The organism is Ralstonia pickettii (assembly GCF_030582395.1).
GTDB lineage: Bacteria > Pseudomonadota > Gammaproteobacteria > Burkholderiales > Burkholderiaceae > Ralstonia > Ralstonia pickettii_D.
Window position 1 is genome coordinate 641,658 of the sequence record NZ_CP104381.1, and the last position, 13,539, is coordinate 655,196.

The 13,539-nt window shown below is 63.7% G+C and carries 12 protein-coding genes; 4 read left to right on the forward strand and 8 right to left on the reverse strand.

From position 1 onward, the window contains the following. Positions 1 to 229 precede the first annotated feature (229 nt). Genes N5B55_RS02995 through N5B55_RS03015 form a run of 5 tightly spaced genes read right to left on the reverse strand, consistent with a single transcriptional unit; the run spans position 230 to position 6,191 of the window. Positions 230 to 1,309 carry a glycosyltransferase family 4 protein gene (locus tag N5B55_RS02995; protein ID WP_304539096.1) on the reverse strand — a complete coding sequence of 360 codons (1,080 nt, stop codon included), beginning with the start codon at positions 1,307 to 1,309 and terminating at the stop codon, positions 230 to 232. After that, complete coding sequence (locus N5B55_RS03000) at positions 1,306 to 2,565, reverse strand: lipopolysaccharide biosynthesis protein (protein WP_304539097.1); 1,260 nt, start codon at positions 2,563 to 2,565, stop codon at positions 1,306 to 1,308. The genes N5B55_RS02995 and N5B55_RS03000 overlap by 4 nt, the downstream gene beginning before the upstream one ends. Next, positions 2,562 to 3,716: a glycosyltransferase gene (locus tag N5B55_RS03005; protein ID WP_304539098.1), complete on the reverse strand. Its 1,155-nt coding sequence runs from the start codon at positions 3,714 to 3,716 to the stop codon at positions 2,562 to 2,564. Before N5B55_RS03005 ends, N5B55_RS03000 begins: the two co-directional genes overlap by 4 nt. 2 nt (positions 3,717 to 3,718) lie before the next feature. Beyond that, a complete protein-coding gene (locus N5B55_RS03010) occupies positions 3,719 to 5,035 on the reverse strand; it encodes a sugar transferase (protein ID WP_304539099.1) in 1,317 nt (438 codons plus the stop codon). Continuing rightward, the gene (locus tag N5B55_RS03015) at positions 5,028 to 6,191 is read right to left on the reverse strand and encodes a glycosyltransferase family 4 protein (RefSeq protein ID WP_304539100.1); all 1,164 of its coding nucleotides are present in this window, start codon (positions 6,189 to 6,191) and stop codon (positions 5,028 to 5,030) included. The genes N5B55_RS03010 and N5B55_RS03015 overlap by 8 nt, the downstream gene beginning before the upstream one ends. Positions 6,192 to 6,385: 194 nt before the next feature. On the opposite strand from N5B55_RS03015, the gene N5B55_RS03020 reads away from it, so the two are divergent. The 4 genes from N5B55_RS03020 to N5B55_RS03035 all read left to right on the forward strand — a co-directional run bounded on the left by N5B55_RS03020 (position 6,386) and on the right by N5B55_RS03035 (position 10,925). After that, positions 6,386 to 7,774, forward strand: a complete 1,389-nt coding sequence (locus tag N5B55_RS03020) for a phosphomannomutase/phosphoglucomutase (protein ID WP_304539101.1) — start codon at positions 6,386 to 6,388, stop codon at positions 7,772 to 7,774. A gap of 43 nt (positions 7,775 to 7,817) precedes the next feature. Beyond that, entirely contained in the window at positions 7,818 to 8,816 is a 999-nt protein-coding gene (waaC, locus tag N5B55_RS03025) for a lipopolysaccharide heptosyltransferase I (RefSeq protein ID WP_304539102.1), read from the forward strand. Continuing rightward, positions 8,816 to 10,132 (forward strand): lipid IV(A) 3-deoxy-D-manno-octulosonic acid transferase, encoded by a 1,317-nt coding sequence (waaA, locus tag N5B55_RS03030; RefSeq protein WP_304539103.1) that lies wholly within the window; start codon positions 8,816 to 8,818, stop codon positions 10,130 to 10,132. The genes waaC and waaA overlap by 1 nt, the downstream gene beginning before the upstream one ends. A 112-nt stretch (positions 10,133 to 10,244) precedes the next feature. Further along, positions 10,245 to 10,925: an META domain-containing protein gene (locus tag N5B55_RS03035; RefSeq protein WP_154206485.1), complete on the forward strand. Its 681-nt coding sequence runs from the start codon at positions 10,245 to 10,247 to the stop codon at positions 10,923 to 10,925. On the opposite strand, the gene N5B55_RS03040 is transcribed toward N5B55_RS03035, so the two are convergent. From N5B55_RS03040 to N5B55_RS03050, 3 genes are all read right to left on the reverse strand, one after another. Continuing rightward, complete coding sequence (locus N5B55_RS03040) at positions 10,926 to 12,362, reverse strand: TolC family outer membrane protein (protein WP_304539104.1); 1,437 nt, start codon at positions 12,360 to 12,362, stop codon at positions 10,926 to 10,928. Between the two features lie 145 nt (positions 12,363 to 12,507). After that, positions 12,508 to 12,840, reverse strand: a complete 333-nt coding sequence (locus N5B55_RS03045; protein WP_154206486.1) for a rhodanese-like domain-containing protein — start codon at positions 12,838 to 12,840, stop codon at positions 12,508 to 12,510. 23 nt (positions 12,841 to 12,863) lie between these two features. Continuing rightward, positions 12,864 to 13,514 (reverse strand): protein-L-isoaspartate O-methyltransferase family protein, encoded by a 651-nt coding sequence (locus tag N5B55_RS03050; protein ID WP_304539105.1) that lies wholly within the window; start codon positions 13,512 to 13,514, stop codon positions 12,864 to 12,866. Positions 13,515 to 13,539 lie beyond the last annotated feature (25 nt).

Here is a 13,539-nt window from a genome sequence, read left to right on the forward strand (position 1 = left end):
CGCGGTTTCTGTGACCGGCACAGCGGTCATCTCAGCAGGCCTCAAGGAGATCGGCGTCACCGTCATGGATGGGCCTTTCTTCTCGATGATGCCGTTCCCGGCGCGCGGCCTTCATACCTTGTCTCATGTGAGGTATACCCCGCATCTGCACTGGAGCGATCTTTCCGGCATGATCGACACTAAGTTGTCATAGATGTTGCTGCTGAACGTACGGGCGTGGCCGCTCGTTCTACCGCAACAGCTCATCCCACGCCGCGACGATTCGTTCCTTGGTAAATAGCGTCGCTTTCAGGCTCGCAGCCTGCCCTAATCGGGCTGCCTCATCACGATCCAAAATCAGGCGTAGCAGTGCATCGGCAAGTGCTGCATGATCATCAACCGCAACCATCACGGCATCCCGCCCGTCTTCCAGCAATTCCCGGGGCCCAGTCTCACAAGCCGTAGAGACGATCGGCAGCCCAAACGCCATGGCTTCGATCAACACCAGCCCGAAACCTTCGTAGCGCGACGAGAGGCAAAAGATCGAAGCTTGTGCATAGGCTTGCGTGATGTCCGACGCAACGCCTGGCAAGGTTACGCTGTCACGCAGGCCAAGTTGATCGCGCAGTGTTTCCAGCGCGCGGCGTTCCTCACCTTCGCCGGCAATCATCAGTTTCCACTCCGGAGCGTGCTGCGCGACGATTGCCCAGGCGTTCAGCAACACATCGAACCCTTTGGCGTGCACAAGCCGGCCGACCGCAAGGACGGTTTTGCTTGTCCTCGGCACAGGTTGTGTCGGGATGGGAAACGGTAGCGGATTGGGAATGCAGACCACCGAACTGCTTGGGCGCAAGGCTTCCAGCCACCGCTCCCGATCGCGCTCGGTCAGCACAACGATCTGCTCGCAATAGCGCGCCGCCAGGCGCCGTGCCCATCTGCGTGCACGTCGGCCAAGGTCTTCGTCGAAGTGGCAATGCTCCCAGGCAATGTGCCGCACACCGAGCCCCAGTGCTGCCGGCAGCGCAAAGAGTGACAGCATCGTGTCGACTTGCACCAGTACGTCAATGTGATGCCGCTTGAGGTGCTTCCGAATGCCGGCAACTGTGGCCGCGTAGGTGCGTTTGAATGAAGGGCGCTCGGCAACGAGCGCTTCGTGTTGGACGGCCGGATGCAGAGCAAAGCAACTCGCGTTGTCCCACAAGCTGAGGATGGTGACTTCGTAGCCCTGTTCTGCGAGCCCGTTGGCGATGGTGGCCGTCATGCGCTCAGCGCCCGCGAGCGCGTTGAGCGTTCCGGTCAGGAAGCACAACCGTGGTTTTGCCTGCGTCATGCGCTGACTCCAAGGGCGCGTCGCGCAATCGTGCGACAGCGCATCCAGACGGCCATGCCAAATAGCACAGAAATCAGATTCGCGATTGCATAGCCGAGAATGGCGCCATAGGCACCAAGACGCGGAATGGCCACGGCATCGACGATTAGCGTGGCAGCGAGCGCCAGCCCCCATTTGATGGCGACCAGGCGCGGCGCCCGCATATGGATGGGTAGCAGCGTGAGTGCAACATCGGCGAATACGAGTGTCGATGCCAAGGCGGTCAGCTGCAGCAACTCGACAGCTCGCCCGAAGGCGGCCCCATAGAGCAGGTGGACGATCCAGTGCGCGCTCAGCGCGATCAACACGCCACCGACCACGCCCACGGCCACCATGCCTCCCGCGATTCGGAGTACGTTGCGGCGAGCCAGTGCCAGCGTGGATTGCGAGTAAACATACACCGGCGCCAACCCTGCAGAAAGAATCGTCGCCAGCATCACGAAGTTGTCGAGGATCTGCATTGACGCGGCATAAGCGCCAAGTTCGCCGAGTGAGACGAACGGCTTGAGCAGCAGCTGGTCAACGCGACGCGAAGCCATCATGCACATGAAGCTGACCCAGAATAGCAGGCCACTGGTGAACAGTTCGCGCGTGAGCTCTGGGTCGCGGGCGGTGGGTGTACATGGCGCACGGCTTAGATAGAACGCGGCAAGCAATGCCGCCAGTACGATGGACTCGGCGGAGAACATCGTGGCGTAAGCCGGCACACTATGTACGCCAAGGGCAAATAGCGTTGCCACGCCGGCCACCTTGATCGTCAGCGACACAACGTTGAACAGCGTGTTGGGGCGTGTGCGCGTGTGCGCTTGCATCCAGGCGGTGACAACACCGAAGGGCTCTCGCAGCAGGATCGCAATGCCCAGGATGAGCGCTGGCAACCAGAAATCCATCGGCTGCTGCGTGATAGCAAGGAACCCACACATCAGCAGATAGCCCAGCATGCCTGCTGCCAATCGCAAGCCGAAGGCATGCATCAACAACCGATGTTGCGCTTTCGGTTCCGGATGAGCGACCAGGCGCGGGATGACGACTTCCGCACCGCAGAGCAGGGCAACCGAGGCCGCCACATAGACCACCGCCTGCGCGTACTGGAAATGCGCGAACCCCTCCGGCCCCAAGCCACGTGCCAGCATGGCAACCACGCCGATGCCGGCGCCGATCTGCAGACCTCGCTCGGCAAGCATCCACATCAGGTTGCTGACAACCTTGTGTTTCATTGCGCGACCCTTGCTGAGGCGGCACGGTCCGTGCCGATGAGGCTGGCGTAGCGCCCCAACCATTCCAAGGCGACAGCTTCAAGGCTGAAGCGGCTGGCAATGTGGGCACGTCGCGCGGCTTGCGCGTCAGCATCGCCCAGGCCGCAAGCCAGTGCTCGGCGCATCGCCGCAGCAAGCGCAGCCGAGTCGCCGCGTGGCACGATTTCACCGTATTCCCCCAGCAATTCCGCCACTCCAGCGGCATCGGTTGCTACAACGGGCAGGCCGCAAGCCAGCGCCTCGCCGAGTGCGAGCGGCATGCCTTCGATGTCGGAAGACAGCACAAACAGATCGGCGCCATTCAACAGGACAGGAATATCGCTGCGGGCACCCGTAAGACGAATACGTCCCGTGAGCCGACGGTCGCGGATCTGCTGTTCCAGTGCGCCCCGGAGCGGCCCATCTCCGACGATGAGCAACTGCGTGTCGGAATCCGCCTCGAGCTGGGAAAACGCATCGATCAGCGTCGCCTGGGCTTTCTCTTTGACGAGGCGCCCAACGTTGATCAGCAGGCGAGTGCTGTCCTGCAGTCCAAGCGCTTCCCGGGCGCGTTGCCTCAGTGCCGTATCGGGGTGAAATTGCGCTGTATCGATGCCGTTGGGTACCACTGTGATGCGCGCTGAGGACACCGCCCCAGCTTCGATCATGGCTTGTCGTCCTTGCGGGCTGACGTGCGTGGTGAGTTGGCTCCAGCGGTCAGTCAGCCGATAGCCCAACATGCGCAAGCCGCCACCTTCGCGTGCGCTGTGTGCCGTGCAGATGACGGGGGGCATGTCTCCCGTCGCGGCGAGGATGCGCGCGAGCAGGTTGGCGTGCACCATGTGGGCATGGACGATGTCCGGCTGCCACTGACGTACGAACGCGCGCAGTCTCCATAGGGCCCGCATTATCGACAGGGGTGTCTTTCGCATTTCCAAAGGCACGACCGTGACTGCTTCGGGCAAAGCCACATCGCTTCCGGGGGTGAGGCTGACAACAGCTACGGCGTGCCCAAGGGCGACGAATTGCCGGGCGAGCGCAGCGACTTGCTGTTCAGCGCCGCCAAGCTTCAAGCCCGTGGTCAATAAGAGGATGCGCATTGGCTGTGGGCGGTGCAGGCGGATGTAAGGCATGCTCACCGTGCCCCGTACCCCGTCAGCATCGTCCGTAGCGTCTTGACGGCAATCAGCAGATCCAAGGCGAACGAGCAGTGCTTGACGTAATAGAGGTCGTAGCTGAGCTTGGTCACGGTTTCTTCGTGCGTGCCCGCGTAGCCCTGCTGGACTTGTGCCCACCCCGACAGGCCCGGCCGAACCAGATGACGGTATGGATAGTACGAAATAGTTCGCTCAAAATCCTCGACCATCGGCACCTGTTCGGGGCGTGGGCCGATGAGGCTCATATGGCCGACCAAGACGTTCCACAGCTGAGGGATCTCATCGAGCCGGTATTTGCGGATGACCCGGCCGACCCGGGTCACCCGCGGGTCTCGTCGAGCGGCGAACTGAGGGGGGGCGCTGGCATCGACGCCCATGCTGCGGAATTTCAGCATGGTAAAGGGTTTGCCAAATAGGCCAACGCGTACTTGCCGGAACAAGGCCGGCCCCGGAGATTCCAGTCGAATGGCAATGGCCACGGCAAAGCCAATCGGCAGTGCCAGTGGCGCCAGGCACAGCACGGCCACCAGATCAATCAGTCGCTTTGTGAAGCCATAGAAGTAATGCGCGGCGTAGTCATCGAGAAAGTTCTCGTCGATATGTGAGAGCCCGACTCGACCCGTCAGCATCTCGCCGATGCGCTCCACGGAATACATGCGCACGTGGCTGAGCTTGAACTGGGCCAGGGCGCGCGTGCGCTCGGGGTCAGCCGTGGCGTTTCGATCCAGCATCAGGCCATCGCAGTGCACGGCGTCCGAGAGGGAGTTGATGACGCGGAACTGCGTCGGGCTTGCGGGAGAGGTGCCGGGCATGGAGAGAATCCGCTCCAGCTGCTCGAGCGTTGCCGCGTCGGTGTAACCGAACACGGGCACGTAGTTGTGCACATAGCGCCGATAGCCGAACCAGATCCACGCCAGCGTCGTGAAGTAAGCGAGCAGCATGGCCCCTCGCGAATACTCGAGATGGAAGGCGACCACGACAAACAGCAGCGCAGCGAAGGGCAAGGTCGTAGCGACGCCGATCAAGCTGTTGCCTTCAATGGAGGGCAGGTGGAGGGCACGATGCAATAGCAGAAATGCGCACACATACGGCAGCAGCGACCAGACCAGCGTATTGGTGAAAACGTGTGTGACTGCGCCAGCGTGGCGTGCCAACGTTGCCAGCGCGATCGTCAGCCCCAAGAAAGCGAGCCCCAGCACGGCCCAAGTCAACATGCGGGTTGCACGTCGGATTGTCTCCGAGCCTCTGACATGGAGCGGTCGGGCGGGATGTCCTGCGCTGGTGCCTTTATTCATGGCCTGTTTGTTCTTGGAGTGGTTGCTCAGAATGGTTGGCGCCTCGGTGTACCAAGACCTCTTGATATACCTGCCAAGTTGCGTCCGCCATGTTGCCCATGCCGAAATGTTGTTCCCAGTATTGGCGGGCGTCGTTCCCGAGGCGCTCTCTTTCTGCCCCGTTAGCCGCCAGTTGCGCCAGCGTCTCAGCCCAAGCTTGTACGTCGCTGGCCGGGACAAGGCGCCCGCAACTTCCGTCTGCCAGTTGCTCGCGGATGCCGGGCAGATCACTTGCAATAATGGGCAGGCCAGCTCGCATGGCTTCCAGGATGGAGAGCGGAAAGCCTTCGTGGTCCGATGCGAGCACGAAGATCTGCGCGGACGCCAGCAAAGACGGAACGTCTGGAATGGCACCGAGAAACCTCACCTTTCCCGGAGCCACGGCGTCAGCCAGCGCGCTCAAGGCTTCCATTTGCGGACCATCTCCCGCGAGTACCAGCTCACAGTCCGGGAGGGTCGCCTGAGCGAAGGCACGAATGACGAGATCCGGGCGCTTGGGGGCAGCCAGGCGCGCAACCATGACGATACGGACCACCGCTGCACCAGGGACCGCGGGAGCGGCAGTGGTATCGGCGATGCCGTTACGGATCACACTAACGCGTTTGGAGGCGATGGGCAGCGTATTCGCCATGGCGCGCTCGGCCTCGGCAACGCAGATCATGCGCGCCGTCAGCGGTGCCAGTATCCATTCGACCACGCGCGCGACGAGCCGCTGCCGCAAGGGTGCCGCTGGCTTGAATGCGAACCCGTGTACGGTGTACACGACGGGAATGCCAAGCACCCAGCCGGCCAGCCGTCCCAAGGCACCGGCTTTGGCACTATGCGCGTGAATCAAATCGGGTTTCGTGGTGCGCAATGCAGCAATCAACTGCTTGAATGCCGACAGAGCGCGCCTCGGCGACAGCGCATTGTCCAGCAGCGTCAGGCGAATTGTATTGGCGCCCCTGGATTGCGCAGCGTCGAACAGTGGGCCATCACCTCCCGCAAGTACCACCGCATCGACACGCCCATGCAATGCATTAAGCAAATCAGCAACATGTGCCTGCGCCCCTCCCACTTCGGAGTTGGTAATTAGATAGGCAACGCGCGGGCGGCGCGGCGGCAAATGGGAAGACACGGTGCAAATGGCGTCCAAGCTGGCAGAGAATAAGGCGGGTTCGCCCACCGACGCCGGCCAGTGCCGGTCAACCGTCCATTATAAGGCGCGTGACACCGTTGGTTGGACTGTCCAGCTAATGGACAATGTAACGGCGGCACGCACATCTTGACCGTTTACAATGCTGTTCATCTTACATTCTCACGGACCATTCCATGAGCAGCATCAACCCCACCATCTTCAAAGCCTACGACATCCGCGGCATCGTCGGAAAAACCGTCGATGCCGAAACCGCACGCCTGATCGGCCGTGCCTTCGGCTCCGCAGCTCGCGCCAAGGGCGAATCTGCCGTCGTCATCGGTCGCGATGGCCGCCTGTCTGGCCCGGAACTGCTTGCAGCGCTCGCAGAGGGCCTACGCGCCGGCGGCGTCGATGTGATCGATCTTGGCCTCGTGGCCACGCCGATGGTCTACTTTGGCACAAACATCGAGCTGGCCGGTCGTCGCGCCACGTCAGGCGTGATGGTCACGGGCAGCCACAACCCGCCCGACTACAACGGTTTCAAGATGGTGCTGGCAGGCCAGGCCATCTACGGCGAGCAGATTCAAGCATTGCGCACGCGCATCGAGCAGGGCGATTTCACCGAGGGCGCAGGCGATTACGTCCAGGTGGACATCCGTCAACAGTACATCGACCGAATCATCTCCGATGTCAAGGTGAGCCGCCCGATGAAGATTGCCGTGGACTGCGGCAACGGTGTGGCAGGCGCCTTTGCCCCGGAGCTGTTCCGTGCGATGGGCTGCGAGGTGACGGAGTTGTTCTGCGAGGTGGATGGCCACTTCCCGAACCACCATCCGGACCCGGCCCACGTCGAGAACCTGCAGGACCTGGTGCGCACGCTGCAGACCACCGATTGTGAACTCGGCCTCGCGTTCGATGGCGACGGCGACCGCCTGGGCGTGGTCACCAAGGACGGCCAGGTCATCTTCCCCGACCGCCAGTTGATGCTGTTCGCGCAGGAAGTCCTGTCGCGCAACCCGGGCGGCGAAATCATCTTTGACGTGAAGTGCACGGGCAAGTTGGCGCCGTTCATTCGGGAGCACGGCGGTAAGGCCACGATGTGGAAGACGGGCCATTCGCTCGTCAAGGCCAAGCTGAAGGAAACGGGCGCACCGCTGGCCGGTGAGATGAGCGGCCACATCTTCTTCAAGGATCGCTGGTACGGTTTCGATGACGGTCTTTACACGGGCGCGCGCCTGCTGGAAATTGTCTCGCGCCTGGCAGATCCGAGCGCCACACTCAACGCGCTGCCGAACTCGCACTGCACGCCTGAGCTGCAACTGAAGTGTGCGGAGGGCGAATCGTTCGAGCTGCTCGACAGGATCAAGGCCAATGCCACGTTTGCCGGCGCGAAGGAAGTGAACCGCATCGACGGCGTACGCGTGGAATACGAAGATGGCTTTGGCCTGGCGCGTCCGTCCAATACCACGCCGGTGGTGGTGATGCGCTTCGAGGCCGACAACGATGCCGCGATGGCGCGCATCCAGGGTGAATTCCGCCGCGTGATCCTGGCCGAGAAGCCGGACGCGCAACTGCCGTTCTGATCGCACGGTTCGCACTCATGAAGTTGGGGGAAGGGGTGGCGGCATGCGCGTGCTGATCGTCAAGGTTTCGTCGCTTGGCGATGTGGTGCATTGCACGCCGGTGGTGGCCGATATCCTGCGTGCGTATCCGGATGCCGAGATCGATTGGGTGGTTGAAGAGGGCTTTGCCGGACTGGTGCGCATCGTGCGCGGGGTCCGGGGCGTGATTCCGTTTTCCCTGCGGCGGTGGCGCAAGTCACTGGGCTCCGGCAGGACTTGGGGCGAGGTGGCGGCGTTCCGTCGCGCGTTGCGTGCGAAGTCATACGATGCGGTGCTCGACACGCAAGGCCTCATCAAGACGGCGCTCGTCGCGGCCCAGGCCAAGCTGGCGCCGGGCGGTTTCGTGGCGGGCTTCGGCAATCGCACGGAAGGTGCCGGCTATGAGCCGCTTGCCAAGCTGTTCTACCAACGCAAAATCGAAATGGAACCGCACATCCATGTGGTCGAGCGCTCGCGCCGCATGGTGGCGGAGGCGCTCGGTTACGCGCTGACCGACACCATCGACTTCGGTTTGCAGCCGCCGGCCGACTTGCCGTTCAATCTGCCGCGTCCGTACGTGGCACTGGTGCACGCGACTTCGCGTGCCGACAAAGGGTGGCCGCTGGAGGCGTGGGTGGATGTCGCACGCGCGCTGCTTGCACGCGACTACGCTATCGCCTTGCCGTGGGGCAGCGAGACCGAGCGACGCACGAGTGAAGCCATCCGTGAGGCCATCGTCGCCGCGGTGCCCGGAACGGTGGGGCGCGTGGTGATCCCGCCGCGCATGTCTCTGCCGGATGTGACGGCATTTCTCGATCAAGCGATTGCGGTGGTGGGGGTGGATACCGGCCTCGTGCACATTGGGGCAGCGTTGTGCAAGCCGACCGTGGCGCTTTACAACTTCACCACGTCGTGGCGTACCGGTGGCTATTGGACGCCGAACGTACACGACATCGGCAACGCCCAAGCCCATCCCACCAGCGCGCAGGCGCTCGATGCGCTCCGTACGCTGGGTGTGCTCTGATGCTGCGCCTTCTGTATCGCTGGTTGTGGCGCATCGCGCTGCCGTTCGCCCTGCTGCGCCTGTGGTGGCGCGGCCGAAAGGAGCCCGGCTATCGCCAGCACGTCGGCGAGCGGCTCGGCTTCTACCCGCCACGCCCGAATCCGGACCGCCCGCTGCTGTGGGTGCATGCCGTGTCCGTTGGCGAGACACGCGCTGCGCAGCCGCTGATCGATGCGCTGTTGGCGCGCTTCCCGCACCACGCTGTCTTGCTGACGCACATGACGCCGACGGGTCGCCGCACCGGCGCCGAGTTTGCGGCCCAACGCAGCGGCCGGATCATCCAGGCGTATCTGCCGTACGACTTGCCGAGCGTAGTCGATCGGTTTCTGCGTCATTTCCAACCGCGTCTTGGTTTGCTGATGGAGACCGAGATCTGGCCGGTGCTGATCGAGCGTGCCTACTCGGCTGGTGTGCCGATGGTGCTCGTCAACGGGCGCCTGTCTGCGCGCAGCCACCGGCGGACCGCGCGCCTGGGTGACGCCGCGCGCCAGACGTACGCGCAACTCGCCGCGGTGCTGGCACAGACGCCCGACGATGCTGATCGCTACCGCTCGCTCGGCGTGCCGCGCGTGCGGGTGACCGGTAACCTGAAGTTCGACATCACGCCGCATGTCGACCAGATCATGGCTGGCCGCGTGCTGCATGATGCGCTGCACGGTCGCTCAGCATGGGTGGCGGCCAGCACGCGCGAGGGCGAAGAGGCGTTGCTGCTCGACGCATGGCTGGCACATCGCGCGCAGCATGTCGGGCGCCGGCATGCCCTGCTGATTCTTGTGCCGCGTCATCCGCAGCGCTTTGAAGAAGTGGCCCAGGCCGCCGAGCGCGCAGGCCTACGCGTCGTGCGTCGCAGTGCATTGTCGGTGTCGGCAGCAGGGTTGACGGATTCCGATCGACTTGCCGAGGCCGATGTCTTGCTTGGTGATTCGATGGGCGAGATGGCGTTGTATTACTCAGCTGGCGAAGTGGCGTTCATTGGCGGTAGCCTGCTTCCGCTCGGTGGGCAGAACTTGATCGAGGCCTGCGCAGTCGGCACGCCCGTGGTCATCGGCCCGCATACATTCAACTTCGCGCAGGCAACGCGCGATGCGGTGGCGGCAGGCGCGTGCGCGCAGGTGGCCGATGCCGCCGCGGCCGTACGTGTGATCGACGCGTGGCTGTCGGATGCCGATGCTCGCGAAGCTGCGTCACGCGCGGCTTTGGCTTTTGCCGCTACCCACGGAGGTGCGACGGCCCGTACGGTGGAGGCGGTGGCGTCTCTCGTCCTGCCGACGCTGTAACCAACGCTGTGATGCGGTGCATGTCCGGCACGAAACGTGCGAACTCATTACGAGTCGGGCAGACTAATGGCTCTCGTGTAGTTTGCATTCCGTCATCGTTCACGATCCGTTCATGTCCCAACCGAATCGACCCAAGCCGAGCCTGCTGAAAACGCCGCGCCGCGTGGTGCTGACCGCCGCGGCGCTGGCCGCAATGACCGCCGCCACCATCATCGGTGCCGGCTGCATGACGCCAACGCCTTCATCCTCGCCCGCTGCGGCCGCCCCCGCTGCTGCGTCAGCGTCCGCCGCTGCAACCAAACAGACTCCTGCCAACGCCGCACCCAATACGGGCCAGGCGTCGCTCGCCCAAGCGCAGGGCGAAGGCCGCTCGCGGTTCGTGCTCGTGCGTTGGCAAGAGTCGGGCGCTGCGCCCAAGGAGTTGCCCTCTGCCGAAGGCGACGACGCTGACCCGGCTGCGCAGCCGATTTCCATCGAATTCAGTGGCGGCCTGGAGGCGGCCAACGGCGTGGTGTCCGGCTACTCGGGCTGCAATCGCTTCTCGGGGCCGTATGAGAAGCTCGCCTCGGGCATGCGCTTCGGCAACCTGGTATCGACGCGCATGGCGTGCGACCCGGCGCGCATGGAGCTGGAAACCGCGTTCCTGGAGGCGCTCAAGTCGCCGTTGGCGACTGTCGGTATGCAGCCCTCGGCCAGCGGCAAGCAGGGCCGCCAGGTGATCTGGAAGACGACCAGCGGCGCACTGCTGCAGTTTGCCGAACGGCCTTTGCCGCCGCGCGGCCAGACCCACTGATCAGCGCTTGGCGGACTTGCCGGCAGGTTTGGCCGATTCAGATTTGGCGCTTGCCGGTGGTAACGCCGTGATATCGCTCGAGCCGTTTGCCGTGAGTAGCGTGTTCACCTGAATCACGTCTGCCTCACTCAACGAGCCGGCGGCAGACTTCAGCCGCAGCCCATTGACGATGGTGTCGTAACGCGCGCGCGCCAGATCGCGGCGTGCCTGGAAGAGCTGCGCCTGCGAATTCAGCACGTCGGTGCCGATGCGTACGCCCACACCGTAGGCGAGCTGGTTGGAGTCGTATGCCGTGCGCGCCGATAGCTCGGCCGCTTCCAGCGCTTTCACCTGCGCAAGTCCGGCAATCACGCCAATATAGGCTTGCCTCGCCCCTTGCTCGGCAGAGCGGCGGGCAAATTCGAGGTCATTTGCGGCCTTGGTTTGCAACGCGATGTTCTCGCGCACGCGCGACTGGATCGCCCCGCCCGCAAAGATCGGGATCGAGACCTGCACGCCAATCTGTGAACTGTCGAAGCGCGCGCCGCCCGGCAGCGACGGCAGGTATTGGTTGCCGCTGGCATTGGTGTGGCCGGTCTGCGCCACGAGGTCGACCGAAGGCAGGTGGCCCGCGGTGGCTTTCTTCACATCGCGCTCTGCACTTTGCAGGTTGTATTGCGCCAGTGCCACCTGCAGGTTGCTGCTGCGCGCCTGGTCCACCCAAGGTTCCGCTGAAGCGGGCTCCGGCTGGGGGATCGCGACGCCTGGGCGCACGCCGGCCAACGTGCCAACAGGCTCCCCGATGATCTGCTTGAGCGCCGACTGCTTGATCTCGAAGTCGCTGCGTGCGGCAATGACGCTGGCGTCGATCGCGTCGCGGCGGGCCTGCGCGTCGTTCGCGTCGGTGATGTTGGCGTTGCCGACGTCGAAGTTGCGGCGAGCCTGTTCGTACTGCTGCTGGATCGCATCGCGCTGCGCGGTGGCGAGTTGCAGCGTGTCCTGCGCGTTGAGCACGTCAAAGTAGGCCTGCGCCGTGCGCGTGATGAGATCGAGTTGCGCTTGCGCGAGAGAGGCCTCGGCGGCCTGCGCAGCGATTTCCCCTTGCTTGTAGGTTTCCCACCGGTCCCAGCGGAAGAGCGGCTGCGACAGCGACAGCGTCCAGCCCGTCGAAGAGAACGTCTTGTTGAATTCAGCCGGGGCGGTTTGATCGAAGATGATGCGCGTGGAACTCCAGGCGCCGCCAATTTGCGGCAGCAGACCGGCGCGGCCTTGCGTGAGCTTCTCGCGTTGCGCCAGCGACTGCGCGCGCGCCGATGCGAATTGCGGATCGTTCGCCAGCGCGGCACGGTACGCGGAGAGGAGGTCGGTTGCAGCGGCCGGGTTCGGTTGGGCCTGCGCCCACGCGAACATCGGCATCATCGAACAGCACAGCACAACAAGCGAACCGCGCGCGGCCATCCGCGTACGGCTACTGCGAGCAACAGTCATAAAGCCCCCGAGCGAGGAGGAAACGTTCGCATTCGGAAGGCAGCGCGGGCGCTTCAGACCCTGTTCAGTGGCTGCGGAGCCTGAACAAGGCTTTGCCCGGCGGCGGCTTCCCCAATCAGTACGTCGCCATCTGCGGGTCCACCTGGTGAGCCCAGGCATGGACGCCGCCTTGCAGGTTGTAGACGCGCGCAGCATCAAAGCCGGCACGTTGAATCAGAAACTGCGCAACCTGCGCGCTGCGTCCGCCGTGGTGGCAGATGCAGACGATGTCTTGGTCAGCATTCAGCTCGCTGGCACGTGCCGGGATCTGGTCCATCGGGATGTGCGTGATGCCCGGAATGGCACAGATTTCCACCTCCTCCGTCCAGCGCACGTCGAGCAGGACGGGCTTCGCGCGCGATGCGTCGGCGAGCCATTGGGCGAGGGCGGTGGGGGCGAGCTGCTGCATGATGATTGGGGAGCCGAGATGGATCAGAAGCGGAAGTGCGACGGTGCGGGAACGCCCACCAGCGGCGTCACATACGTCTCGAACAGGTTGCGCGTCTGATATTCGGTGTTGGAGATGCGAGTGATGAGCTGTGCTTCCATGACCGGCGCGCCGCCCACAAAGATCGACAGGCGGCCCCCAACCTTGAGTTGCTTGAGCAGCGCTTCCGGCACGGCAGGTACCGAGCCCGATACGCAGATGACGTCGTAGAGGCCATCGCCCCAGCCTTGTGCGCCGCTGGCTTCGACCACGTCGACGTTCGTGACGCCGTTGCGCGAAAGGTTGTCGCGGGCGAAGGCGACGAGTTCCGGCACGATGTCGAGCGTGGTGACCTGGCGGCCGCGATGGGCCAGCAGGGCGGCCATGTAGCCGGAGCCAGCGCCGACTTCCAACACGTCTTCGTGCTTGCGCACGACCAGCTCTTGCAGCACGCGGGCTTCCACGCGCGGCGCCAGCATGTTCTGCCCGCCAGCCAGGGGGATTTCCATGTCGACGAAAGCCAGCGCGCGGTAGGCCTCGGGCACGTAGTGTTCGCGCTTGACGACGCTGAGCAGGTCGAGAACGTCGGTATCGAGCACGTCCCAAGGACGGATTTGCTGCTCGATCATGTTGAACCGGGATTTTTCGATGTCCATGGGCATGCCTTCCACGCGGAGCGAG